Genomic DNA, 24285 nt, shown 5'->3' with positions numbered 1-24285 from the left:
CATGGCGGGACTGTTTGATGGACGTTTCAGAGGTTTAATTTTGATGCACATATTAAAACAACCTATCACTATGCTAAAATATTTATTTGCGACTACAATATTCTTTTGTGTTTCCTTTGGATATGCTCAAAAGGATTTTGAAAAATCTTTAGATTCTATCCAAACACTTGATGATGTCACTATTTATTTAAAAAAGAATAAAACTGTTAAAGGTAAAGTGATTGTATTTAATAGAGAGAAACACAATACTCGAATGGCTGAAACTATTTTTAAGATGGGTGTTGGCTCAAAACGGTATTTTGAAGATAGTCCTCAAAAAACCTATTATAAGGTTATTGAAAAATATCAAATTCCATACTACAGAGCTAGTGTGGTATTTCTAGATGGAAATAAAAAATCTATAGAAGATATCAACACGATTAGACAAACGGTAATTGCGAGATATAATGAAGGCTATATGTTTGCAGATTTAGCCAAACAGTATTCTATGGATATATCTGCAAAACAAGGAGGTGATACAGGCTGGTTTACTGAAGGGGACTTGCATCCAGAATTCGAAAAGGCAATCATAGAAGGCAATTACAACCCAGATGATATCTTTACCATTGATATTCCAGAAATTAAGGCGTATTACGTTATACTTATGACCTACGAAAGACGACTCATTGAAGAGGTTAAAGTTTTAAAAGTGACAGAACCTATTAACTAATGCAACTTTTCTATAATCAAGATTTAACATCTGAAGATTCTGAAATCCGATTTACTAAAGAGGAAAGTCGTCATATTGTCAAAGTCTTACGTAAATCTGTTGGAGATATCTTACACATTACAAATGGTAAGGGTGAACTGTTTTCTGCAGAAATAACTTTGGCTGATATAAAAAATTGTAGTGCTGTTATTAAAACTTCAGAATTTCAGGAACAAAAGAAATACCACCTTCATCTTGCTGTAGCGCCTACAAAAATGAACGATCGTTATGAATGGTTTCTTGAGAAGGCTACTGAAATCGGTATTGATGAAATTACACCAGTATTTTGTGACAACAGCGAACGCCGCACTATTAAGGCAGAACGCTATGAGAAAATATTGCAGTCAGCAATGAAACAGTCTCTTAATACGTTTTTACCGAAACTTAATGAAGCCGTGCCATTTAAAGCGTTCGTTGAACAAGAATTTCACGGACAAACATTTATTGCACATTGTGAGGATATGGATAGATCATCACTAAAAAGCCTACTCAAACCTAAAGAATCTGTGACCATTCTCATTGGTCCAGAAGGTGACTTTAGCACGCAAGAAATTAGTCTCGCATTACAACATCAATTTAAACCTGTGACACTTGGTGATACACGGCTCCGTACAGAAACAGCTGCGATTGTTGCTTGTCATTCAGTGGCATATACAAACAATGTATAATTAAAGTAGTCAAAGTTCATAAATAACGTTAAAAGCATATGTTTGATAACACATATTTTCTATTTTTGATATATGAGCTTATTTTCAAAATATATTACACTTAAAATAGGAGTGCTCGCATTTGGAATGTTTGTGATGTCTGGAGAATCACATGCCCAAGATTTAGCCATTCTAAAGTATAATGGAGGTGGTGATTGGTATAGCAATCCAACGGCCTTACCTAATTTGATCAATTACTGTAATGCCACAATTAATACGAAGATGAATTCGAACCCACCAGTAGTAGAAGTGGGAAGTATTGACATTTTTCAATATCCAATGCTGCATATGACAGGCCATGGAAATGTCTTTTTTTCTGATGAAGATGCTGAAAATTTAAGAAGCTATTTAATTTCAGGTGGATTTTTACATATCGACGATAATTATGGAATGGAACCTTATATCAAAGCAGAATTAAAGAAAGTCTTTCCTAATTTAGAATTGATAGAATTACCAAAGAATCATCCAATTTTTAATTCAGCATTTGAGTTTCCTGAGGGGTTGCCTAAAATTCATGAACACGATGGGAAACGCCCACAAGCCATGGGTATTTTTCATAAAACACGATTAGTCCTTTTATTCACGTTTGAAAGTGATTTGGGAGATGGATGGGAAGATCCAGAAGTTCATAACGACCCAGAAGATGTCAGACAAAAAGCTTTGAAAATGGGTGCCAATATCGTGAAATACGCATTTGAGAATTGATTTATAATGCAGCTCAACCACTACTCTACACCTTTTAATAAACGCACTTTTCCAATTACTGTAATTTGCGAAAATGTTACGAATGCACCAAATATTGGAAGCCTATTTAGAACCACAGATGCGTTTGGAGTTGAGCGATTAATCTTTTGTGGGACAGCTATTCCTTTAGGCCGAAAAATGACCAAAACATCTCGGGCGACTGAAAATTCAGTGCCTTATGAAATCATAGAAAGCGCACCTGAGAAGGTTTTGGAATTAAAAACCAAAGGCTATTCCATATTGGCATTAGAAATTACATCAAACAGTACATCAATATCCAATTATACATTTCCGAAGCATCAACCTATCGCACTAATTATTGGTGATGAAAACTTCGGGATTTCAGATGATTTACTCAACCATTGTGATGCTATTATACATATTAACATGCATGGTCAAAATAGCAGCATGAATGTCGTACAAGCTACAACGGTAGCTTTATATGAAATTACCAAACAACTTAGCTAAAGTCTTTATATATTTATAGCATAAATTAAAAAAATGAATTCTAGAACTATCGCTAATGGTATACTACGAGCTCTAGGCATTATTGTCGCGATTGCACTCGTATTGTATTTTTTATACCAAATACGATCGGTGATTGTATATGTTCTTATTGCAGCAGTAATTTCACTCATAGGAAGACCCATCGTACTGTTTCTAAGAAAACGACTTAAATTCAAAAATATAATAGCTGTAATTTCTACCATGCTATTTCTGATTGGAATTTTTGTAGGAATCATTAGTTTGTTAATCCCATTGCTCGTAGAACAAGGTCAAAACTTATCACTATTAGATATTGATCAACTCAAAACTAATATTGAAGAGTTATACCGAGCAAGTATTTCTTACCTCGAACTTAATCATATTGATGCTGAAAAAGCCATTAAAGAATCTAAAATATTATCGAGCTTAGACTACTCTATCATACCTAATTTCCTTAATAATATTGCCTCAGGCTTAGGTAGTTTCGGTATCGGATTGATGTCTGTTTTGTTTATAGCGTTTTTCTTTTTAAAGGATAGTAATCTATTCCAGCAAGGGGTATTAACTTTTGTTCCAAACGATAAAGAGTCTAGAACGAAACGTTCATTTACTAAGATTTCGGATTTATTATCGCGTTATTTCGTAGGCTTGTTCTTTCAAATACTTATCCTTTTTGTAATCTACACCATTGGATTACTAATCATTGGAATAAAAAATGCTGTAGTCATCGCATTTTTATGCGCACTTATTAACCTTATCCCCTATTTAGGTCCCTTAATTGGAGGTGTTTTAATGTTGCTACTCGTGATGACTAATAATCTAAGTGATAGTTTAAACGATGTCATTCTTCCTAATATTATTTACACCGTAATCATCATTGTAATTGCACAATTAATCGATAATTTCTTTAGTCAACCATTTATTTTTTCCAAAAGTGTCAAATCCCATCCTTTGGAAATCTTTTTAATTATCATTATTGCTGGGATACTCTTTGGTGTGGTAGGAATGATTGTAGCCATCCCTTGTTACACGGCTATAAAAGTCATTTTAAAGGAGTTTTTATCAGAAAATATGGTAGTAAAAAAACTAACTCAAGGTCTATAATTATCATTTGAACACTGCACTATTAAATACTGAAATCCAACGATTTATTAATGCAAATTTGGATTCTGATCTATCAAAGTTACTTCTAAAAGGAACAGATTTTGGAACCGTAAGTACTTTAGAGGTAATTGAGCAAATAGAGGCTAAGCTAAAGTGTAAAACAAAGCTACCTACTTGGTTTAAAGGTGAACATATCTACTACCCTAACAAACTGAATATAGAGCAGACCTCTTCGGAAATTGCAGCGGAATACAAAACTAAATTGCTTTCTGGAAACTCCATTATTGATATTACTGGTGGATTTGGAGTTGATGCCTTTTATTTTTCAAAGAAATTTCAGCATGTGACACATTGCGAAATCAATGAAAACTTATCCATTATAGCCCAACATAATTTTAAACAATTAGGCGCAATAACTATTGAAATTATGGCACAAAATGGGATTGAATATCTGATGTCTGAACCTAAAACCTACGACTGGATTTATATTGACCCATCTAGGAGACATGATAACAAAGGAAAAGTTTTTTTTCTTAAGGATTGTTTGCCTAATGTGCCAGAACATTTATCAAGGCTCTTCTCTTATAGTAATAGCATACTTGTTAAGACATCTCCCCTTTTAGATATATCTTTAGGAATAGCGGACTTAAAGCACGTGAAAGAAATTCATATCCTGGCAATAAAAAATGAAGTAAAGGAATTATTATGGCTATTAGAAAAGGATTTTGATAATGATATCACAGTTATAACCGCAGATATTAAGGATGATGCAACTATTGGATTCTCATTCCTATTAAAAGAAGAAAACAACTTCCCATTACTCATAAGTGAGCCCTTAGACTTTCTTTACGAGCCTAACTCGGCAATAATGAAATCGGGCGGATTCAAAAGTATCACTCAGCATTTAAAAATCCCTAAACTACATCAGCACACACACTTATATACGAGTGCAAAGTTGATAGATTTTCCAGGAAGATCGTTCAAAATAGAAACTATAATACCTTACAATAAAAAACACATCAAGGCCTTAGGTCTTCCAAAAGCCAATCTAAGCACAAGGAATTTTCCTGAAACCGTTGCACAGCTTCGAAAAAAACATCGCATTAAAGATGGAGGTAATACCTATATCTTCTTCACAACTAACAATATGAATGAACGCATTGTTATAGTTTGTTCTAAAGTGTCTTAAAGGTTTACTGGTAAACTGGACGTTAAGTTGTTGTCTGGAGCTACTTCAATATCGTAACTCATACATTGATCCATGGTGTACATCACTTTCTCGTCACTAATACCAGTTGTGTTCTTAGAAACATTAAATACGATATCGCCAGGTGCAAACGTTAAATATCCTGAAACGTTACCAGGAGCTAAATCTTGAACTGTATGCAATATAGTACCATCGATTGTTGCAATCTGCAGCGTTATCGCTATGGTTCCGTTATTAGTTATTCTAGCTTGTGGATCTTGATTTGAACACGGATCTTGTGTCTCTGGTGTGGTAGCGTCTTCAAGTAATAAAGAGTCTTCCAATACAGTACTTTCAATTGGCTCAACTGAGCAATTAAAACATGTTGTCATAACTATCGCAAACGCGATTGTGCTTTTAAGTAGGTTTTTCATCGTTTTGGGGTTTAATGAAAATTATGGGACAAAGTTAACTCAAATAAAATCAACTTCCAACTAAAATATCGATAAAATGTATGATAATCTCGGTAAAATACCTAATAATGTCAATTTAAACGCTGAGTCACAGTAAAGAAATACTTATTATCAAAAACTAAAGTACTGTCTTTCATTCTTTGGTTTATATAACTTTCAGTATACATGAGTTGCCAATCATTAACTCTTCCTGTATATAATTTGTGATTCGTATTGTGTTTGCGTAAACGCTCTTTTAAGTCTGCACATATGTAACCCACATAATTACTATTAATCAGTTTCGAAAAAAGGATGTAAACGTCACAGTTCATTAATTAATTCGTTTAAACAAGAAATCCCTTCCAATTAAATGGAAGGGATTCTGTGAGCCCTGAAGGATTCGAACCTTCGACCGCCTCCTTAGAAGGGAGGTGCTCTATCCAGCTGAGCTAAGAGCCCTAAATAAAGTCGGGGTGGCAGGATTCGAACCTGCGACCTCCGCGTCCCAAACGCGGCGCGATAACCGGGCTACGCTACACCCCGAAAACGGTTATCTCATTTGAGAAAAACATTTAATAATTTGTCTCAAATTTCGAGGTGCAAATATATATCTTTTCTTTAAAAATTAACAACTTTTATTATTAAATTTAATCATAATATTAATTTTTATGAAATTTACACCTCAATCTCTTTTTCTTATTGGTTTATTTAGTCTTTTCGCATGTGCTCAAGATAAAAATCCAGTCAATAATAAACACTCATACGAAATTATTGTGCCAGAATTATCTAATCCCTGGGGATTTGCTTTTTTACCTGATGGATCTATGCTTATTAATGAAAAAGCAGGCAATATGATACATTTTAAAAACGGAAAAAAATCACAAATTGATGGCCTTCCAGAGGTATATATTCGTGGGCAAGGCGGTTTATTAGACATAAAATTACACCCTAACTACAACACAAACGGTTGGATATATTTTACTTATGCTTCTTCCGAAGGAGAAGAAAAAGGAGGTCATACAGCTCTCATGCGAGCTAAGCTAAAAAATAACGTGCTTGTAAATAAAGAACTGCTTTATAAAGCGACACCAAATACAACTAGAGGTCAGCATTTTGGTTCTAGAATTGAATTTGATGATAAGGGGTATCTTTTTTTTACTATTGGCGAACGCGGTAACCGTGATGTGAATCCACAAGATATTACAAGAGACGGCGGGAAAGTATATCGTCTCAATGATGACGGCACTATTCCCTCCGATAATCCCTTTGTGAACACCAAAAACGCGAAAACTGCTATATTTTCTTATGGCCATAGAAATCCGCAAGGCATGACCATTCACCCGGACACTAGAGAGCTATGGACACATGAACATGGCCCCAAAGGTGGTGATGAAATTAATATTATTAAATCTGGAAAAAATTATGGCTGGCCTGTCATTACCTATGGTGTTAATTACATAGGTACTCAAATAACAGATGAAACTTCACGCCCAGGAATGGAGCAGCCTATCCATTATTGGGATCCATCTATTGCTCCAAGTGGTATGGCATTTATTTCTAGTGATAAGTATGGCGATTGGAAAGGTAATTTGTTAATTGGATCCTTAAAATTTCAATATTTAGACAATTGCTATTTGCAAGATGGGAAAATCGTAAAAGAAGAGCGTTTATTAGACGGACTTGGGCGCGTTAGATCTGTAAACCAAAATCCCGATGGATATATCTATGTGGGTATTGAAAACTTAGGAATTATAAAATTGATTAAAAATTAATGAGAAAAATAGTTGCCCCAGTTCTAATATCACTTGTGTTTGTATCTTGTAATTCAAATGAAAAAAGCAAAATACCCCTGCCGCTAGCTATTTCGGAAGTTCATAACATAAATCAAAACCCGAAACTTGTATAAAGTATAAAACTATGATAAGATATCTACACTAATTTTTGTGTCAATTGTCACCTTCTTAATGGAAAAGGCGTGCCTAAAACTTCTCCACCTCTTGCAATGTCAGACTATTTGATGAATAATATTGAAGAAAGCATTAAAGGGCTTAAATTTGGAATATCTGGAGAGATTTCGGTTAATCATGAAGTCTACAACAATGTAATGACGGTTCAAGGTCTTTCCAATGATGAAATTACAGATGTTATGAATTACATATTGCATAGTTGGGGGAATTCTCATGATAAGTTAATAACTGAAGAAGAAGTTTCGGGAATTGAGCCCTAAATTCGCTCCATAATTATTAACTTTGTAAGACTTAAAATCAATCATTATTTATGCTTATTATTGGAATCGCCGGAGGAACAGGTTGTGGTAAAACAACTGTTGTCAATCAAATACTTAATGAATTACCAGAAGGTGAAGTTGGTGTGATTTCTCAAGATTCTTATTATAAAGACACATCTCATTTGAGCTTTGAAGAGCGCATTAAAATTAACTTTGATCATCCAAGATCCATAGATTTTGAGTTGCTAGAAGCACATCTAAGAGAATTGCGAAAAGGAAATCCTATAGAACAACCTATCTATTCTTTTGTAAAACACAATCGAACAGGAGATACCATCAAAACAAACCCGAGGAAAGTGATGATTGTTGAAGGCATTTTGATTTTAACACATCCTGAATTAAGAGAGATGTTTGATATCAATATTTTTGTGCATGCCGATAGCGATGAACGCTTAATTAGGCGTTTAAAACGTGATATTTCAGAACGCGGTCGCAATATTGACGAAGTTTTGAATCGCTATCAAAATACGCTAAAACCTATGCATCAACAGTTCATTGAGCCAATGAAAGAATATGCAGATATTATCATACCTAACAACAAATACAATACGGTTGCAGTTGATATAGTGAAAACCATTATCAACGAAAAACTTATAAACTAATGCTAAAGTATTTCAAAAACATATATGTAATCATCTTTATAGTTTTTGCTGTATGGATGATATTCATTGATTCTAATTCATTAATTATTCATAAAGAATTAAATGATGATATTAAAGATTTGGAAAATGAGAAAGCCTATTATAAAAATGAAATCGAAAAAGACAAGAAGGCTATTAAAGAGTTAAGTACTGATGAGGGAGTCGAAAAACTTGCGCGTGAAAAATACTATATGAAGAAAGATAATGAGGACATTTACATAATTGAATACGAAGACAGCTTAAAACTTAGAAATAAAGATGAGTAAACAACTATTTAGCGATTTTTCAGAAGTTTCATCAAAACAATGGAAACAAAAAATACAAGCGGACCTCAAAGGTGCCGATTATAACGCTACTCTCATATGGCATACGAATGAAGGAATTGATGTAAAGCCTTTTTACCATAAAGATGAATTTGATCAACCTTTGAGAACATCAAGATCTAAAGCCACCGCGTTTAAAATCTGTCAGTCTATCTTTGTAGCAAATACTGAAAAATCTAATGTAAAGTCGCTCGATGCAATTAATAGAGGTGCAGAAGCGATTAATTTTATTATACCCTCCGCAGATGTTTCAGTAACTGAATTATTAAAAGGAATTGACCTTACTTCTACTCCCGTTAGTTTCACCTTAAAATTCCTATCCTTAGAATTTTTAAAAACAATTCCTTCTCATAACAACCTAATGCTAGATATTGATATTATTGGACATTTAGCTAAAACAGGAAATTGGTATCATAACCTTAATGAAGATCACAAGCTATTTGAAAGTATTGTAAATCAAACTAATACATTTACAGTTCACTCAAGTTTATATCAAAATGCTGGCGCTAATATGGTGCAGCAACTGGCTTATAGCTTAGCGCATCTTAATGAATATTTTAATCATTTTGAGATGATTTTAAGTGATACTCAAAAACAAACAACACAAATTATTTTTAACGTTTCAGTAGGAACAAATTACTTTTTTGAAATCGCAAAACTAAAGGCGCTACGGATACTTTACACTACACTTGCAAATGCATATAACTTTAATAACAAGTGCCATATCAATGTGACTCCGTCAAGGCGTAATAAAACGATTTATGATTACAACACTAATATGTTACGCACTACAACTGAGTGTATGAGTGCTGTTTTAGGTGGAGCGAATTGGGTTACCAACTTAGCATATGATGCCGTTTATCATAAAGACAATGAATTTGGTGAACGCATCTCACGTAATCAATTACTCATCCTGAAAAATGAAAGTTACTTTGACAAAGTCGATAATCCAGCCGATGGTGCCTATTATATTGAAAGTCTTACAACACAATTAAGTGAAAAGGCTTTGGAACTTTTTAAAACCATAGAGGCAAATGGAGGGTTTTTATCACAGCTAAAAGACGGTGCGATTCAAAAGAAAATTAAAGAAAATGCCCTCAAAGAACAAACACAATTCAACACAGGTGATCATGTGCTCTTAGGAACTAATACATATCCGAATCCACAAGATAAAATGAAAGATGAATTGGAGTTATACCCCTTTATCAAGCACAATCCCGTGAAAACGCTTATCGAACCTATCATCGAAAAACGACTCGCTGAAGCATTAGAACAAGAACGACTCAAAACTGAATAAAATCAATCCACATGAAATTAAAATTATTAATACTAGTAACCTGCCTTTGTCTCTTTAATTGTAAAGAGGGAACAGCACCTATAACCGTAGATTATAAATACCAAAACTCAAAAGACATTTTAAATTGTGAAGGTGTAGATACGGCTTTAATCCAAGAGGCATTTTATTCATTTGAAAACGACTTAACTAATTTTTACACCCCTGAAAAGCCCATTTACTCTCGGGCATATAGTTTATTTGTGAGTCAGGCTATTGCTAATAAAGTTGATTATTCTAAGATGGTTTCAGAGCATTCTAAAAACCTACTCGAAGTCTTAAAACAGAACACAGAACTTTGGACAACAAATCCTGACGGTAGTAAGGTGAATTTTAGCCATCCTGTATTTAAATGCATTGGCGCCAATATTCAAGACAAACCTTTAAAAGATACGTTTAATGCGTTGGTTCAAACCAATAGCATGAGTTTACGCATGTTTGGTGATGAATTAAAACGTAAAACATTTGGAATGAAAGACGATAAGTATCTGGCTACTTATGTAGCTCTAGAATTGTTCTACGGAAAAATTTACGACGTTGACTTAAGTCAGAGTAATCCTGAACTACCAGTTCAAAACACCCAAGAAGAAAAAGAACATACCTCACATGATGGTCATAACCATTAAACGATATGAGAAAAAATCTCGAACATATAACAATTTCTTTAGCATCAAAGTCTGATAACAATCATTCAAAACCTAGTTTTAAAACTGCCGAAGATATCGATCTGCAATACTCATATTCAGAAAAAGATATTGAGTCATTAAAACATCTAAATTTTGTCGCTGGAATTGCACCTAATCTGCGCGGACCTTATTCTACTATGTATGTAAGGCGGCCTTGGACGATTCGTCAATATGCCGGTTTCTCTACCGCAGAAGATAGTAATGCCTTTTATAGAAGAAATTTAGCCGCTGGCCAAAAAGGATTATCTGTAGCATTTGATCTAGCAACCCATAGAGGTTATGATTCCGATCATGAACGAGTAGTTGGTGATGTCGGTAAAGCCGGTGTTGCTATTGATTCGGTTGAAGACATGAAGATTCTTTTCGATCAAATCCCATTAGACAAAATGTCGGTTTCCATGACCATGAATGGTGCCGTTTTACCTATTATGGCTTTTTATATTGTTGCTGCGGAAGAACAAGGTGTTTCGCCAGAACAGTTGGCAGGAACGATACAAAACGATATCTTAAAGGAGTTTATGGTACGTAATACTTACATCTATCCTCCAACGCCATCAATGAGAATCATTTCTGATATTTTTGAATTTTCAAGTCAGAAGATGCCGAAATTTAACAGCATTAGTATCTCTGGATATCATATGCAAGAAGCTGGTGCTACATGTGATATTGAGCTTGCCTATACCTTAGCTGACGGATTAGAATACATCCGAAAAGGACTCGAAGCTGGAATGGATATTGATACCTTCGCTCCTCGCCTATCTTTCTTCTGGGCCATAGGTATGAATCACTTTATGGAAATAGCTAAAATGCGGGCAGCTCGCATGCTTTGGGCAAAATTAGTCAGCCAGTTTAATCCGAAGAATCAAAAATCTCTCGCTTTAAGAACACATTGCCAAACCTCTGGTTGGAGTTTAACAGAACAAGACCCTTTTAATAATGTGGCGCGCACAACTATCGAAGCCGCTGCCGCTGCCTTTGGAGGCACACAAAGTTTGCATACCAATGCCTTAGACGAGGCCATTGCATTACCTACAGATTTTTCAGCACGCATTGCCAGAAATACACAGATTTATCTGCAAGAAGAAACACATATCACTAAAACCGTAGATCCGTGGGCTGGGAGTTTTTATGTAGAAAAACTTACAGATGATATCGCACAAAAAGCTTGGTCATTGATTGAGGAAGTTGAAGAACTTGGTGGTATGACTAAAGCTATAGAAGCTGGTATTCCAAAACTTCGTATTGAAGAAGCCGCAGCTCGCAAACAAGCGCGTATAGACTCTGCTCAGGATATCATTGTAGGTGTTAATAAATATCGCCTTGATGAAGAAGATCCAATCACCACGCTTGAAGTGGATAATCAAACGGTGAGAACCGGACAAATTAAAAGGTTAGAGCAGGTGAAATCCTCACGAAATACTAAAGCCGTTAATAAAGCACTTTCAGATTTAACAGAGGCAGCTCGTACTGGTGAAGACAACTTATTGGAGCTTGCCGTTAGTGCAGCGAGAGAACGCGCTACCTTAGGAGAAATTAGTGATGCACTAGAACTAGTATTCGGACGATATAAAGCACAAATTAAATCATTTTCAGGTGTGTATAGTAAAGAGATAAAAGACGACGAGAGCTTTAAAAAAGCTCGAGAACTGGCAGATCAATTTGCCGAACAAGATGGTCGTAGACCAAGAATTATGATTGCTAAAATGGGCCAGGATGGCCATGATCGTGGCGCTAAAGTAGTGGCTACTGGTTATGCCGACGTAGGCTTTGATGTCGATATTGGTCCGCTTTTCCAAACACCTTATGAAGCTGCTAAACAAGCAGTAGAAAATGATGTTCATATATTAGGCGTATCTTCCTTAGCTGCAGGACATAAGACACTTGTTCCTCAAGTGATAGATGAATTAAAAAAATACGGTCGCGAAGACATTATGGTAATCGTTGGAGGCGTTATTCCGAAACAGGATTATCAATATTTATTTGATGCTGGTGCAGTAGCTGTTTTTGGACCAGGCACCAAAATCAGTGACGCTGCAATAAAAATATTAAACATACTCATCGACTAAAGTTCTCATTAAATTTAATAGAAACCATCAGGTATTTTGTTTTGACAAGTGAACACCACAAGGTATCGACCTTAAATCATAGGCAGTTATAATCTGTAAACTATGGATCATTTATACACTATAACTATGCAACCCCTCACCTTGTTCTTTACTATTTATTATGGTTTAGAGGATATAATTGCTGAATATCAGGATTTTTTCTAAAGCGTTAAAACTTGTTAAACTTCTTTAAATCAAGTACTTGTTTTTTATCTTCGGAAGATATATAGGAATTTTAGTACAAATTAAAATATTCAACTAAATACTTAGTTATATTTACAAGAACAAATAAAATCATTAAAACTTTAAACACATGAATCAAAAACCATCAACAATGAAGCTACTAAGCATGCTTATGGTATTCTTTATTTCTTTAACGGCTTACGCTCAGGAAACTGCTACGGTTACCACAGCAATTTCACCTTCAAAAGAAATACCAAAAAACCCAAACGTAAAAACAGGAGTCCTAAGCAATGGCCTTACCTATTACATCCAGAATAATGGAAAACCAGAAGATAAAGTAGAACTGCGTTTAGCTATAAAAGCAGGTTCTATTTTGGAAACTGAAGATCAAAAAGGATTAGCACATTTCATGGAACATATGAATTTCAATGGAACAACTAACTTTAAGAAAAACGAATTAGTTGACTATTTACAAGGTATTGGTGTTGAATTTGGAGCAGATTTAAATGCTTATACCGGATTTGATCAAACTGTGTACATCCTTCCAATTCCAAGTGATGATCCCGAAAAATTAAATAAAGGGTTTCAAATACTACAAGATTGGGCTGGTGGTGCATTATTAACAGAACAAGATATCGATGATGAGCGTGGTGTTGTTATCGAAGAATATAGAACACGTCTTGGGGCAGCGACAAGAATGCAATCAAAATATTTAGATAAGATTGCTCATAACTCCAAGTATGCCGATCGATTGCCAATTGGTACTAAAGAAAACTTAGAAACCTTTAACTATGAAAGTTTGAGGAATTTTCAAAAAGATTGGTATCGTCCTAATTTAATGGCTGTAATAGCTGTTGGAGATTTAGATGTTGAAACTCTTGAAAAGAAGATAAAAGACAATTTCAGTGGTTTAACAAATCCTGAAAACCCAAAACCAAGAGAGGAATTTGGTTCAGAAAATCATGAAGGCACATTCGTGGCTATTGAATGGGATGAAGAAGCAACTGGAAGTCAGGTTCAAATTTATTATAAGGATAAGGGGAAATCTGAAAAAACCATAACCTTAAAGGATTACAGAGATAATATGGTTGAAAGTCTATTTACAGGTATGATTAATAATAGACTACAAGAATATAGTAACAAACCAAATCCGCCTTTCATCTATGGGTTTTCATTTCATGGTGGAATTATTGGTAATAAAGATGCATACCAATCGGTGGCGCAAACTAATGAAACAGGTCAATTAGAAGCATTAAAAACATTATTAGAAGAAAACGAGCGCGTAAAGCGTTTCGGTTTTAACGACTCAGAATTAGCGCGTGCTAAAAAGGATTATTTTGCAAGAATAGAGCGTGCATACAAGGACAGAGATAAACAAGAGTCTGGACGTATGGTAAATGGTTATATTCAAAACTTTTTAAGAGAAAGTCCAATGCCAGGTATTGAATGGTCTTATGATTTTGTACAATCACAATTACCAACGATAAAGTTAGAAGAAGTTAACGGATTAATTAAAGACTTCTTACACGATGACAACCGCTTAGTAGTCCTTACTGGACCTAAGAAAGACGGGCTTACAAAAGTAACCGAAAAGGAAGTCATTGATTTACTCGATAGCGTTAAGAAAAGTGACATCAAAGGCTATGAAGATAAAGCAGTTCGTTCAGCGTTAATGCTAAACAAACCAACTAAGGGAAGTATTGCTAGCACATCAGTGAATAACGAAGGAAAATTGAATGAAACCACAACAATCACTTTAAGTAATGGCGCTAAAGTAACTTATAAAAAGACAGAGTTTAAGAATGATGAAATTCTATTTGAAGCTTTTAGTTATGGTGGAACATCTTTATATTCTGATGCTGTTTTAAAAGAAACATCTAGCGCTAACGGCGGATTATTTGAAGCGGGTATTGATGGTTTAAAGAAAAATGATATGACTAAGGTCATGTCTGGTAAAATTGCTTCTGTACGACCTTATATAGGTGGTTTAGATGAAGGCATGAGAGGCTCGGCTACACCACAAGATTTAGAAACAATGTTTCAAATGATTCACTTGTACTTTACTAAATTAGATAAAGACCCAGAGGCTTTCCAATCTTATATTAGTAAGCAAAAAGCGTTTTTAGGAAATATTCTATCTAATCCAAATGTGTCGTTTTCAATTGCATTAGGAAAGTTTATAAATGAAGGAAATCCAAGATATACTGGCTTCCCTACTTCTGAAGATTTAGACAATGCAAATTACGATTTAGCTTATGAAAAATATAAAGAACGTTTTGCCAATGCAGGTGATTTCAATTTTTACTTTGTAGGTAATATCGATGCTAACCAAATTGCTGATTATGCCGGAACCTATATCGCATCACTTCCTGGGAATTCAACCCGAGAAATGTATAATGTGCCTACATTTAGACCTAATATGAGTGCGCGAGAATTCACTTTTAACAAAGGCACAGAACCAAAAAGTCAAGTGAATATTCTTTTTGGTGGCGAAGTTGAATATGATGTCAAGGAAGCTCGAGCAATGAGCGCATTAGGTGAAATCCTTAGTATAAAACTTATTGAAAAGCTAAGAGAAGAAGAAGGAGGCGTTTATGGCGCAGGCGCAAGAGGGTCTATTAGAAAAATGCCGTATGGTAATTTTAACTTTAGTATCTCCTTTCCTTGTGGACCTGAAAATGCCGAAAAATTAGCCGCTGCTTCAATCGCTGAACTTCAAAAAATCATTGATAATGGTCCTGAAGCAAAAGATTTAGATAAAGTGAAGCAAGCCTTATTACTAACAAGAAAAGAACAATTAGAACAAAATCGTTTTTGGTTATCTGTTATTAAAAATGCAGATTATAACAAATCAGATTTAGACAATATCATTAATTATGAAGCCAATGTGAATGCTCTTACAACTCAAGATATTCATAATGTCGCTAAGAAATATATGCAAGATGGGTACTTAAAAGCCATTTTATTACCAGAAGAAAACTAAGCTTGGGTTTAGATATTAAAAAGCAGCCTGCGATGGCTGCTTTTTTTATACACTACTGTTAACAACTTACGTTTTATAAAGTCATAATAAATCGTATTTTTGAACGTATTAAAACCAAATCATTTAATGGGTAAAATCATTGCAATTGCCAATCAAAAAGGAGGTGTTGGTAAAACAACTACTTCTGTTAACTTAGCAGCGTCCTTAGGGGTTCTCGAAAAGAAAGTATTGCTTATAGACGCCGATCCGCAAGCTAATGCCTCTTCAGGACTGGGAATAGATGTTGATCAAGTTGAGATTGGGACCTACCAGTTACTAGAACATACTGCTTCGGCAGAAGAATGTATTATCAAAACCAACTCACCCAATGTTGATATCATACCAGCTCATATCGATCTGGTCGCTATTGAAATTGAGCTTGTTGACAAAGATGAGCGTGAATACATGCTTAAAAAGGCCATTACACATTTAAAATCATCTTATGATTATATTTTAATTGACTGTGCTCCTTCCTTAGGTTTGTTAACCTTAAACGCTTTGACCGCTGCAGATTCTGTTATCATTCCTATTCAATGTGAATACTTCGCTTTAGAAGGTTTGGGTAAATTATTAAACACCGTAAAGAGTGTTCAAAAAATACACAATCCTGAATTAGATATTGAAGGGATGTTACTCACTATGTTTGATCAACGTTTGCGCTTGTCGAATCAAGTTGTTGAAGAAGTACAAAAGCATTTTAGCGATATGGTATTTGACACCATCATTCAACGTAATGTGAGATTAGGAGAAGCACCTAGTTATGGTGAAAGCATCATTAAATATGATGTGAGTAGTAAAGGTGCAACGAATTATTTAAGTTTGGCAAAAGAAATGATTAATAAAAATATATAATGGCGAAAGCAACAAAAAAACAAGCGTTAGGTAGAGGTTTGTCTGCATTGTTGAAAGACCCTTCTAACGATATCAAATCGGCTAATGATAAAAATGCCGATACCATCATTGGTAGCATCGTTGAATTGGATATTAATGCAATTGAAATCAACCCTTTTCAACCACGTACCAATTTCAATGAAGAAACATTGCGAGAACTCGCTTCCTCTATAAAAGAACTAGGTGTTATTCAACCTATTACTGTAAGAAAGTTAGAGTTTAATAAATTTCAATTGGTATCAGGTGAACGTCGTTTTAGGGCTTCAAAACTTATCGGTTTAGAAACGATTCCAGCTTTTATTAGAATCGCAAACGATCAGGAATCTCTAGAAATGGCTTTAGTTGAAAACATTCAACGTCAAGATTTAGACCCTATTGAAATTGCACTGTCCTATCAACGACTTATCGATGAAATCAAATTAACTCAAGAGCAAATGAGTGAGCGTGTCGGAAAAAAACGTTCTACTATAGCTAATTATCTAAGATTACTCAAACTAGATCCAATCATACAAACTGGAATGCGTGACGGTTTCATCTCTATGGGGCATGGCCGAGCAATCATTAATATTGAAAATCAAAATGATCAGTTAGAGATTTATGAAAAAATCATAACTGATAAATTATCGGTAAGAGCTACTGAAGCTTTGGTAAAGAATTATCATAATCCTACAACTAAAAAAACGCCTAAACCTCAAGAACTGCCTAAATTTGTTAAAAAAGGTATAAAAGAATTTTCGGAATACTTTGGACATAAAATTGGCGTTAAAGTGTCAAAGAATGGCAAGGGTCAAATTACAATCCCATTTCATTCAGAAGAAGATTTTAACCGAATAAAAAAATTAGTTCAAAGTGCTAAATAAATTAGGATACAGCATTCTATTTGCTCTTGGTTTCTGTTTTATGACTTTGGCGCAAAACAATAAAACAACTGACGAGGTAGACACCAGTATCATGGTGGTGAAAGATTCTACTAAAACAAAAAGAGATCCTATCAATGTATTAGCACCTTCAAAAGCGGCATTTTATTCAACGCTTCTTCCGGGACTCGGTCAAGCTTACAATAAAAAATATTGGAAAATACCTCTGGTCTATGTGGCCATTGGTATTCCCACCTATCTTTACATTAAGAATGACAAGGACTATGATCTCTATCGAGACGCATATAGAAGACGTTTATCTGGTTTTCCTCAAGGTTCTGTTGGTGACCCTTTTCCTAATGTCACAGATGACGGATTGATACGCGCACAACAACAGTTGCGACGAAACAAAGAATTAGCTTTATTAATCGCTATTGGGATGTATGCGCTAAATATCGTCGATGCTAATGTAGATGCACATTTATTGCAATTTAATGTTGATGAAGATTTGTCTATTCGTCCACATTTTAGGTATAATGAAATGGAAAATAACACCAATCTAGGGCTTACCCTCGATTTTAAATTCTAAGCTATGAATATCGCGCTTCTTGGCTACGGAAAAATGGGTAAAGCAATAGAAACAATTGCCCATGAACGCGGCCATAATATCATTTTGAAAGTATCTGCAAATACCGATGCTTTTCATTTAAATGAGACAGACGTCGCCATTGACTTTAGTATTCCATCTTCTGCCGTTGATAATATATCAAAGTGTTTAAATGCTCAAGTTCCTGTGATCTCAGGCACTACGGGATGGTTAGACCATTATGATGATATGGTCCAATTATGTCAAGCAAATAACGGCACATTTTTATATGCCTCTAATTTCAGTTTAGGTGTAAATATCTTCTTCGAATTGAATAAGAATTTAGCCAAACTTTTAAAAGAATTTCCCCAGTATAAACCAAGTATTGAAGAAATTCATCACATGCAAAAACTAGATGCTCCTAGCGGTACAGCCATAACATTAGCAGAAGGAATCATCGAACAAACCGATTATAAAAACTGGACGTTAGAGTCTCCAAAACAAAAAGAGATTGGTATTTTAGCAAAGCGAATTGAAAATGTTCCAGGTACGCATGAAATTAATTACGATTCTAATGTGGATAGCATCCAAATAAAACATACGGCTCATAGCCGAAAAGGGTTTGCGTTAGGTGCTGTGATTGCAGCAGAATTTGTTCATGATAAAAAAGGTGTATTTACAATGAAAGATGTCCTAAATATTAGTTAATATCCTAATTAGATGTAACGTTTTTAAATACATTTCAACTCACAAAGAAATCAACATATAGATATGACAATTACACAGTGGTTAATTTTTGTTCTCATCATACAAGTAATTCATGGACTAGGGACATGGAAACTATACACTAAAGCTGGACGACAAGCATGGGAAGCCTTTGTTCCTGTATACAATGCGGTGATTTTAATGAAAATCATCAATCGCCCATGGTGGTGGACCATCTTATTATTTGTCCCTATTGTAAATTTAATCATGCTACCCGTAGTTTGGGTGGAAACCGCTAGAAGTTTTGGTAAGAACCAGTATTTAGACACATTCTTAGCCGTCGTGTCATTAGGGTTTTACAATTTTTACTTGAACTATGTCGCCGATGTGAATTATGTTGAAAATCGAGAATTACATCCGAAAACAAGTTCCGGAGACTGGGTAAGCTCTGTTTTGTTTGCCATTGTGGCTGCAACAATAGTGCATACATACTTTATTCAACCTTTTACCATTCCAAGTTCGTCTCTAGAAAAATCGTTGTTGGTTGGTGATTTCTTATTTGTTAGTAAATTTCATTATGGAGCCAGAGTGCCAATGTCGACTGTTGCTGCTCCAATGGTACATGATACCATTCCGTTTTTGAAAATAAAATCGTATGTATACAATGACAAGTTAGAAGAAAACAAAACGTCCTTAAAAAATAAACTACAATTACCATACATGAGGTTGCCTGGATTTGAATCTATAGAACGCAACGATATTGTTGTGTTTAATCAACCTGCAGATACCTTATTGGATATGAATGATTTCAGTCCAGACCGCAACTATTATAAACCTATTGACAAGAAAACGAATCTTGTAAAGCGCTGTGTTGGCATTCCTGGAGATTCCTTAGAAGTAAGAAATGGTTACGTTTATATCAATGGTGTTAAAAACGAATTACCAGATCGCGCAGCATTGCAATTTGCTTATAATGTAGAGCTTCAGGGAAGTTTTAGTGGTGAACAAATTGTTAATGCCTTAAAGCGTTATGACATTACAGACTCTCCGTATCAAGTTGGCACATCAACTATTGTTGTTCAAGCCACAGAAGCGGCCGCTGCTAAAGCTAAAAATCATCCGAATATCGCGAGTGTGACAAGGCGATTGACACCAAAGGAAGACAATGGCAATTTGTTTCCAAGAGTGGCTCAGTATCCATGGAACTATGACAACTTCGGACCTATTTACATTCCGAAAGAAGGAGCAACTATTGAACTGAATACCGAAGTACTACCCTTTTATAAGCGTCTTATTTCAGAATATGAAAGAAATACAGTGGTCACACGTGGCAATCAAGTGCTCATCAATGGTGAACCCGCAACATCTTATACCTTCAAACAAGATTACTTTTGGATGATGGGTGATAATAGAAATAACTCTGTCGATTCTCGTGCTTGGGGTTATGTTCCTTTTGACCATGTTGTTGGAAAACCTGTGCTCATTTGGATGAGTTGGGACGGACTTAAAAATCCGCGTTGGTCAAGATGGTTCACTACTGTTGGTGGATCTGGGAAACCTGTGTCTTATTTAATTCCATTTTTAGTCCTCTTGGCTGTTGGATATGGATTCAATAAATGGAGAAAGCGAAAAAAAGCTGAATAATCGTTAATAATCTTAATGGACGTATTATTACATCCTACATATTTTCCTAGCATTGCTCATTTTGTTGCCATGCTACAGGCAGACCATATCGTTTTTGAGGTCTGTGATAATTACCAAAAGCAAACTTATAGAAATCGTTGCTCTATTTATGCTGCTAATGGAAAACTCGATCTTAATGTTCCTGTTGTATATTCACAAAAAAATAGGCAAAACTCCTCAGAAGTCGCCATTTTTAATACTGATAATTGGCAATTACAACATTTGAAATCTCTAGAATCTGCCTATCGTACCTCGCCTTTCTTTGAATTTTATATCGACGACTTAATGCCTCTATTCGAAATTAAAACACATTCAATTATGGAGTTCAATCTAAAATGTATAGCACTTATTTTTGATTGCTTGCAATTGCCCTTTACCTATTCAAAAACGACAAAATTTGAATTAGAGCCAAAAACAATTAAAGATGCAAGAGGTTTAGCAAATAGTAGAAAAGAAATCCAACAGCACTTTAGCAATTATGCGCAGGTATTTGATGAGAAATACGGATTCTTAACCAATCTCAGCATCTTAGATCTACTGTTTAATGAAGGTCCAAATACCGAATTATATCTTGAATCACAAACCTTGATCTTATAATGGCACAACCTATTGTTCATTATGGCATTCATTTCTTTCTCCCTTTAGTGGTAGCATTGCTATGTTTTAAAAAGCACTGGAAATTGGCTTTTTTAGTAATGCTAAGCGGAATACTAATCGATCTAGACCACCTTTTGGCAAATCCCATTTTTGACTCAAATAGATGTAGTATTAATTTTCATCCACTTCACTCCTATTATGCGATTGGTGTTTATCTTGTGTTATCAGTTTTCAAAAAAACAAGATGGATTGGTCTAGGACTCGTAATACATATTATCGCAGATCAAGCAGACTGTTGGATGATGTGATCTAATTCAGTTTGACTTTCGCCATAATTGGATAGTGATCAGAATATTTAGCATCGAACGTCTTAAACGCATTTATATCAAATCGCTCATCAGCTAGAATAAAATCAATCCGAACTGGGAAGAATCTATAATCATAAGTCCGTCCAAAACCATTTCCTGCACGCACAAAAGTATCTGTTAAATCGCCTTTAATCTCTTTGTAAACATAAGAGTAGGCTGTATTATTAAAATCACCACAAATGACCATAGGATAGCTGCACTGATTTTTGTGTTTTAAAAACTTTTCAGCTTGCGACTGTTGCATTTTAAATGTGTTGCCCACACGATTAAATAAATTTTCAGAGTCTTCCTTTGATAATTTTTCAACTGTGGGATCTATTCCAGAAGATTGTAAATGCACGTTATAAATGCGAATCGTATCACCTTGCTTCACGATATCAGCAAAAATTGCATTGTTTGAGGAATTCGGAAATTGGATCGAACCAGAATTAACAATAGGGTACTTGGTGAATATGGCTTGACCGCTTTTAACTTGCTTTCCTGAGAGTTCTTCGTATTTATAATAATTAGTCAATTTAACCTGTTCATCTGGCCTGTACTCCTGCATACAAAGCACATCGGGATTTTTTTCAGTAATAAAACGCGTTATATTGTCCTTAAGTTTTGGATCGTCTATCCAATCAAACACATTAAATAAACGCACATTGTAATTCATTACAGAAAGGTTCTCGCTATCCTCTACATGTTTAGAAGATGAAAACTTATACAATGAAAAGACATGACTATATCCAAGAGCTAATACCCCTAAGGATAGTAATAATTGACGTTTAACTTTCAATAACCAGTATACAAGAAATAGAATATTGATTATAATTAAAGCAGGAACCGCTAAACTTAATACAGAAAGAACAGCGAATTTTTCAGGTTCCATGTACGGTAAAATGTAAGATAAAAGCAAGGCAAATGCCATCAATGAATTGATAACGAATATAAGTTTCTCAAACCCTTTAAGATTACGCATAGGTATTAGTCCTTGCCTGCTTTAAATAAAAACGCCTTCTCATCTTTGGTCAGGCTTTCATAACCGCTTTTACTTATTTTATCTAAGATCAAGTCGATTTTCTTCTGATTATTAAACTCATTAAACTCGTCTTTATTATGACCAGCAAATGGCTTCTTTTTACTTTTATGTACCGTTTTTAATACCGATTTAGTTTTAAATAGATTAGCAATACCATCAAGAAACTTACCAAACCCTACTCCTATGTCTTTTCCTTTTAACAGTTGTGACGCATATACATAGCCTAATAAACTACCTCCCAAGTGCGCTAGTCTACCTCCTTGATTAACTCCAGTAAAGAAGCCGAGAATATCAAATACCACTATAGCTACGCCAATGTACCATAGTTTTATTTTAATAGAAAAGAAACGTGCTTCACGATATGGCATATAAGCACAAATAAAAATCAACAAGGCATTTACACCGGCTGAAGCTCCTACAAGTACCGATACTTGATCAACTAAAATAGATGGAAAAACATTGTATATGAACAGATAGGTAAATCCTCCAATAATAATTCCTAAAAAATAAATATTTAAGGATTGACGGCTCGGAAATAAATTCACCATCGTTCGAGACACAAAGTATAAGATGAGCATATTAAATACAAGGTGAAATAGATCATAATGTGTAAAACCATAGGTAAATAGCGCCCATGGTTTTAGTATGAAATCACTAAAGCCACTTGGTAAAGCAAGCCAGTCTAAAGTCGACTGTCTTGGGATACCTAGAATAACACGTAGCAACCAGCCGATAAAAAAAATCAAAACATTGACTGCCATGATTTTTTCAAAAACGTTTAAATTTTTGAGTTTGTCTTTAATGTCGTGTGTTAACGATGTCATAAATCCCAACGGTTTTTATTGAACTGATTCTTTTTCCAATACCACATAATAAGAAATCCTGTAAGTGCTCCACCAACGTGAGCCATATAAGCTGTGTTACTAGGACTAAAGAACGACTGACCGGTTAATGCCGATACCACGTCAAGAATAATGATACCAGGTATAAAATACTTCGCTTTGATAGGAATAGGAAGGAAAATCATCACTAGTTTAGCTTCAGGATTCATCATCCCAAAAGCCGCTAAAACCCCCATAATACAACCTGATGCGCCAACCATAGAAGCGTTATATATAGGATATGCTTCCTTTAAAAGGGCCAATTGAGTATCGGATACACCTGCTACTTTATTAGATTCAAAAATTTCAACCAGCTGCTGCATATTAAATCCAGAAGCTAAAAGCTCAGATTTTAAGGGCAAATAATTAAAATAGTAAAAGGCCAATTGAAATAATACAGCTCCTAATCCTGCTGATATATATATGAAAATGAATTTTTTAGAACCAATCTGACTTTCAACAGCCGTTCCAAACATCCACAAGGCAAACATGTTAAATATAATATGGGCATAACCGCCGTGCATGAACATATGTGTGATTATTTGCCAGGGCTGAAAAAGTGCATTCTCTGGCAAATACAAGGCAAACCACTGGTAAAAGGATTGTCCTCCTCCGATCGTTAACGTCCCAATAAACATGATGACATTAATGATTAATAAATGCTTTACGGTATCTGTAATTCCTCTCAT

26 protein-coding genes and 2 tRNA genes are annotated in these 24285 nt (G+C 34.9%); 21 read left to right on the top strand and 7 right to left on the bottom strand.

What is annotated here, in order from left to right; genetic code table 11:
* Position 1 precedes the first annotated feature (1 nt).
* From BLT57_RS09455 to BLT57_RS09430, 6 genes are all read left to right on the top strand, one after another.
* Entirely contained in the window at positions 2-709 is a 708-nt protein-coding gene (locus BLT57_RS09455; RefSeq protein ID WP_091426736.1) for a peptidylprolyl isomerase, read from the top strand.
* Positions 709-1416, top strand: coding sequence for a 16S rRNA (uracil(1498)-N(3))-methyltransferase (locus tag BLT57_RS09450; protein ID WP_091425204.1), 708 nt, complete (start codon positions 709-711; stop codon positions 1414-1416). Before BLT57_RS09455 ends, BLT57_RS09450 begins: the two co-directional genes overlap by 1 nt.
* A gap of 126 nt (positions 1417-1542) precedes the next feature.
* A complete protein-coding gene (locus BLT57_RS09445; protein WP_091426734.1) occupies positions 1543-2160 on the top strand; it encodes a DUF4159 domain-containing protein in 618 nt (205 codons plus the stop codon).
* 6 nt (positions 2161-2166) lie between these two features.
* Complete coding sequence (locus BLT57_RS09440) at positions 2167-2667, top strand: TrmH family RNA methyltransferase (RefSeq protein ID WP_091425201.1); 501 nt, start codon at positions 2167-2169, stop codon at positions 2665-2667.
* Positions 2668-2700: 33 nt separating this feature from the next.
* Entirely contained in the window at positions 2701-3789 is a 1089-nt protein-coding gene (locus BLT57_RS09435) for an AI-2E family transporter (RefSeq protein ID WP_091425199.1), read from the top strand.
* A 7-nt stretch (positions 3790-3796) separates the two neighbouring features.
* Positions 3797-4978, top strand: coding sequence for an SAM-dependent methyltransferase (locus BLT57_RS09430; protein ID WP_091425197.1), 1182 nt, complete (start codon positions 3797-3799; stop codon positions 4976-4978).
* Here the strand turns inward: BLT57_RS09430 and BLT57_RS09425 are convergent.
* The 4 genes from BLT57_RS09425 to BLT57_RS09410 all read right to left on the bottom strand — a co-directional run bounded on the left by BLT57_RS09425 (position 4975) and on the right by BLT57_RS09410 (position 5970).
* Positions 4975-5409 carry a hypothetical protein gene (locus BLT57_RS09425; RefSeq protein ID WP_091425194.1) on the bottom strand — a complete coding sequence of 145 codons (435 nt, stop codon included), beginning with the start codon at positions 5407-5409 and terminating at the stop codon, positions 4975-4977. The genes BLT57_RS09430 and BLT57_RS09425 overlap by 4 nt on opposite strands.
* 110 nt (positions 5410-5519) lie before the next feature.
* Entirely contained in the window at positions 5520-5759 is a 240-nt protein-coding gene (locus BLT57_RS09420) for a GIY-YIG nuclease family protein (RefSeq protein WP_091425192.1), read from the bottom strand.
* 53 nt (positions 5760-5812) lie between these two features.
* Positions 5813-5886 (bottom strand) — tRNA-Arg (locus BLT57_RS09415).
* A gap of 9 nt (positions 5887-5895) precedes the next feature.
* Positions 5896-5970, bottom strand: a tRNA-Pro gene (locus BLT57_RS09410).
* A gap of 125 nt (positions 5971-6095) precedes the next feature.
* Here BLT57_RS09410 and BLT57_RS09405 point away from each other — a divergent pair.
* The 15 genes from BLT57_RS09405 to BLT57_RS14240 all read left to right on the top strand — a co-directional run bounded on the left by BLT57_RS09405 (position 6096) and on the right by BLT57_RS14240 (position 21634).
* Positions 6096-7199, top strand: a complete 1104-nt coding sequence (locus tag BLT57_RS09405; RefSeq protein ID WP_091425190.1) for a PQQ-dependent sugar dehydrogenase — start codon at positions 6096-6098, stop codon at positions 7197-7199.
* A 155-nt stretch (positions 7200-7354) separates the two neighbouring features.
* Positions 7355-7654: a cytochrome c gene (locus tag BLT57_RS09400; protein WP_091425188.1), complete on the top strand. Its 300-nt coding sequence runs from the start codon at positions 7355-7357 to the stop codon at positions 7652-7654.
* A 50-nt stretch (positions 7655-7704) separates the two neighbouring features.
* A complete protein-coding gene (gene udk / locus BLT57_RS09395; RefSeq protein WP_091425186.1) occupies positions 7705-8316 on the top strand; it encodes a uridine kinase in 612 nt (203 codons plus the stop codon).
* Complete coding sequence (locus BLT57_RS09390) at positions 8316-8621, top strand: septum formation initiator family protein (protein ID WP_091425184.1); 306 nt, start codon at positions 8316-8318, stop codon at positions 8619-8621. Before udk ends, BLT57_RS09390 begins: the two co-directional genes overlap by 1 nt.
* Positions 8614-9975 carry a methylmalonyl-CoA mutase subunit beta gene (locus BLT57_RS09385; RefSeq protein ID WP_091425182.1) on the top strand — a complete coding sequence of 454 codons (1362 nt, stop codon included), beginning with the start codon at positions 8614-8616 and terminating at the stop codon, positions 9973-9975. The genes BLT57_RS09390 and BLT57_RS09385 overlap by 8 nt, the downstream gene beginning before the upstream one ends.
* 11 nt (positions 9976-9986) lie before the next feature.
* Positions 9987-10637, top strand: a complete 651-nt coding sequence (locus BLT57_RS09380; protein ID WP_091425180.1) for a hypothetical protein — start codon at positions 9987-9989, stop codon at positions 10635-10637.
* 5 nt (positions 10638-10642) lie between these two features.
* A complete protein-coding gene (scpA, locus tag BLT57_RS09375; protein ID WP_091425178.1) occupies positions 10643-12763 on the top strand; it encodes a methylmalonyl-CoA mutase in 2121 nt (706 codons plus the stop codon).
* Between the two features lie 373 nt (positions 12764-13136).
* Complete coding sequence (locus tag BLT57_RS09370; protein WP_091426732.1) at positions 13137-15968, top strand: pitrilysin family protein; 2832 nt, start codon at positions 13137-13139, stop codon at positions 15966-15968.
* 126 nt (positions 15969-16094) lie between these two features.
* Positions 16095-16859, top strand: a complete 765-nt coding sequence (locus BLT57_RS09365) for a ParA family protein (RefSeq protein WP_091425176.1) — start codon at positions 16095-16097, stop codon at positions 16857-16859.
* Entirely contained in the window at positions 16859-17758 is a 900-nt protein-coding gene (locus tag BLT57_RS09360; RefSeq protein WP_091425172.1) for a ParB/RepB/Spo0J family partition protein, read from the top strand. Before BLT57_RS09365 ends, BLT57_RS09360 begins: the two co-directional genes overlap by 1 nt.
* Positions 17748-18344, top strand: a complete 597-nt coding sequence (locus BLT57_RS09355) for a DUF5683 domain-containing protein (protein WP_231928670.1) — start codon at positions 17748-17750, stop codon at positions 18342-18344. The genes BLT57_RS09360 and BLT57_RS09355 overlap by 11 nt, the downstream gene beginning before the upstream one ends.
* 3 nt (positions 18345-18347) lie before the next feature.
* Entirely contained in the window at positions 18348-19049 is a 702-nt protein-coding gene (gene dapB, locus BLT57_RS09350) for a 4-hydroxy-tetrahydrodipicolinate reductase (protein WP_091425166.1), read from the top strand.
* Positions 19050-19112: 63 nt separating this feature from the next.
* Positions 19113-20690, top strand: coding sequence for a signal peptidase I (gene lepB, locus BLT57_RS09345; protein ID WP_091425164.1), 1578 nt, complete (start codon positions 19113-19115; stop codon positions 20688-20690).
* 15 nt (positions 20691-20705) lie between these two features.
* Positions 20706-21326, top strand: a complete 621-nt coding sequence (locus BLT57_RS09340; RefSeq protein ID WP_091425162.1) for a WbqC family protein — start codon at positions 20706-20708, stop codon at positions 21324-21326.
* Positions 21326-21634: a DUF6122 family protein gene (locus BLT57_RS14240; RefSeq protein WP_091425160.1), complete on the top strand. Its 309-nt coding sequence runs from the start codon at positions 21326-21328 to the stop codon at positions 21632-21634. Before BLT57_RS09340 ends, BLT57_RS14240 begins: the two co-directional genes overlap by 1 nt.
* A 1-nt stretch (position 21635) precedes the next feature.
* Here BLT57_RS14240 and BLT57_RS09330 read toward each other — a convergent pair whose 3' ends face one another.
* The 3 genes from BLT57_RS09330 to BLT57_RS09320 are packed head-to-tail and all read right to left on the bottom strand — an operon-like array spanning position 21636 to position 24285.
* Complete coding sequence (locus BLT57_RS09330) at positions 21636-22655, bottom strand: endonuclease/exonuclease/phosphatase family protein (RefSeq protein ID WP_091425159.1); 1020 nt, start codon at positions 22653-22655, stop codon at positions 21636-21638.
* 5 nt (positions 22656-22660) lie between these two features.
* Complete coding sequence (locus tag BLT57_RS09325; protein WP_091425157.1) at positions 22661-23539, bottom strand: rhomboid family intramembrane serine protease; 879 nt, start codon at positions 23537-23539, stop codon at positions 22661-22663.
* On the bottom strand, positions 23536-24285 hold the full coding sequence (locus BLT57_RS09320) for a rhomboid family intramembrane serine protease (protein ID WP_091426731.1): 750 nt from the start codon (positions 24283-24285) through the stop codon (positions 23536-23538). The genes BLT57_RS09325 and BLT57_RS09320 overlap by 4 nt, the downstream gene beginning before the upstream one ends.

The sequence above is a fragment of the Formosa sp. Hel1_31_208 genome (assembly GCF_900104785.1).
Classification (GTDB): domain Bacteria; phylum Bacteroidota; class Bacteroidia; order Flavobacteriales; family Flavobacteriaceae; genus Psychroserpens.
The sequence above is the reverse complement of the archived record's forward strand: the minus strand, read 5'-3'. Positions and strand labels throughout refer to the sequence as shown.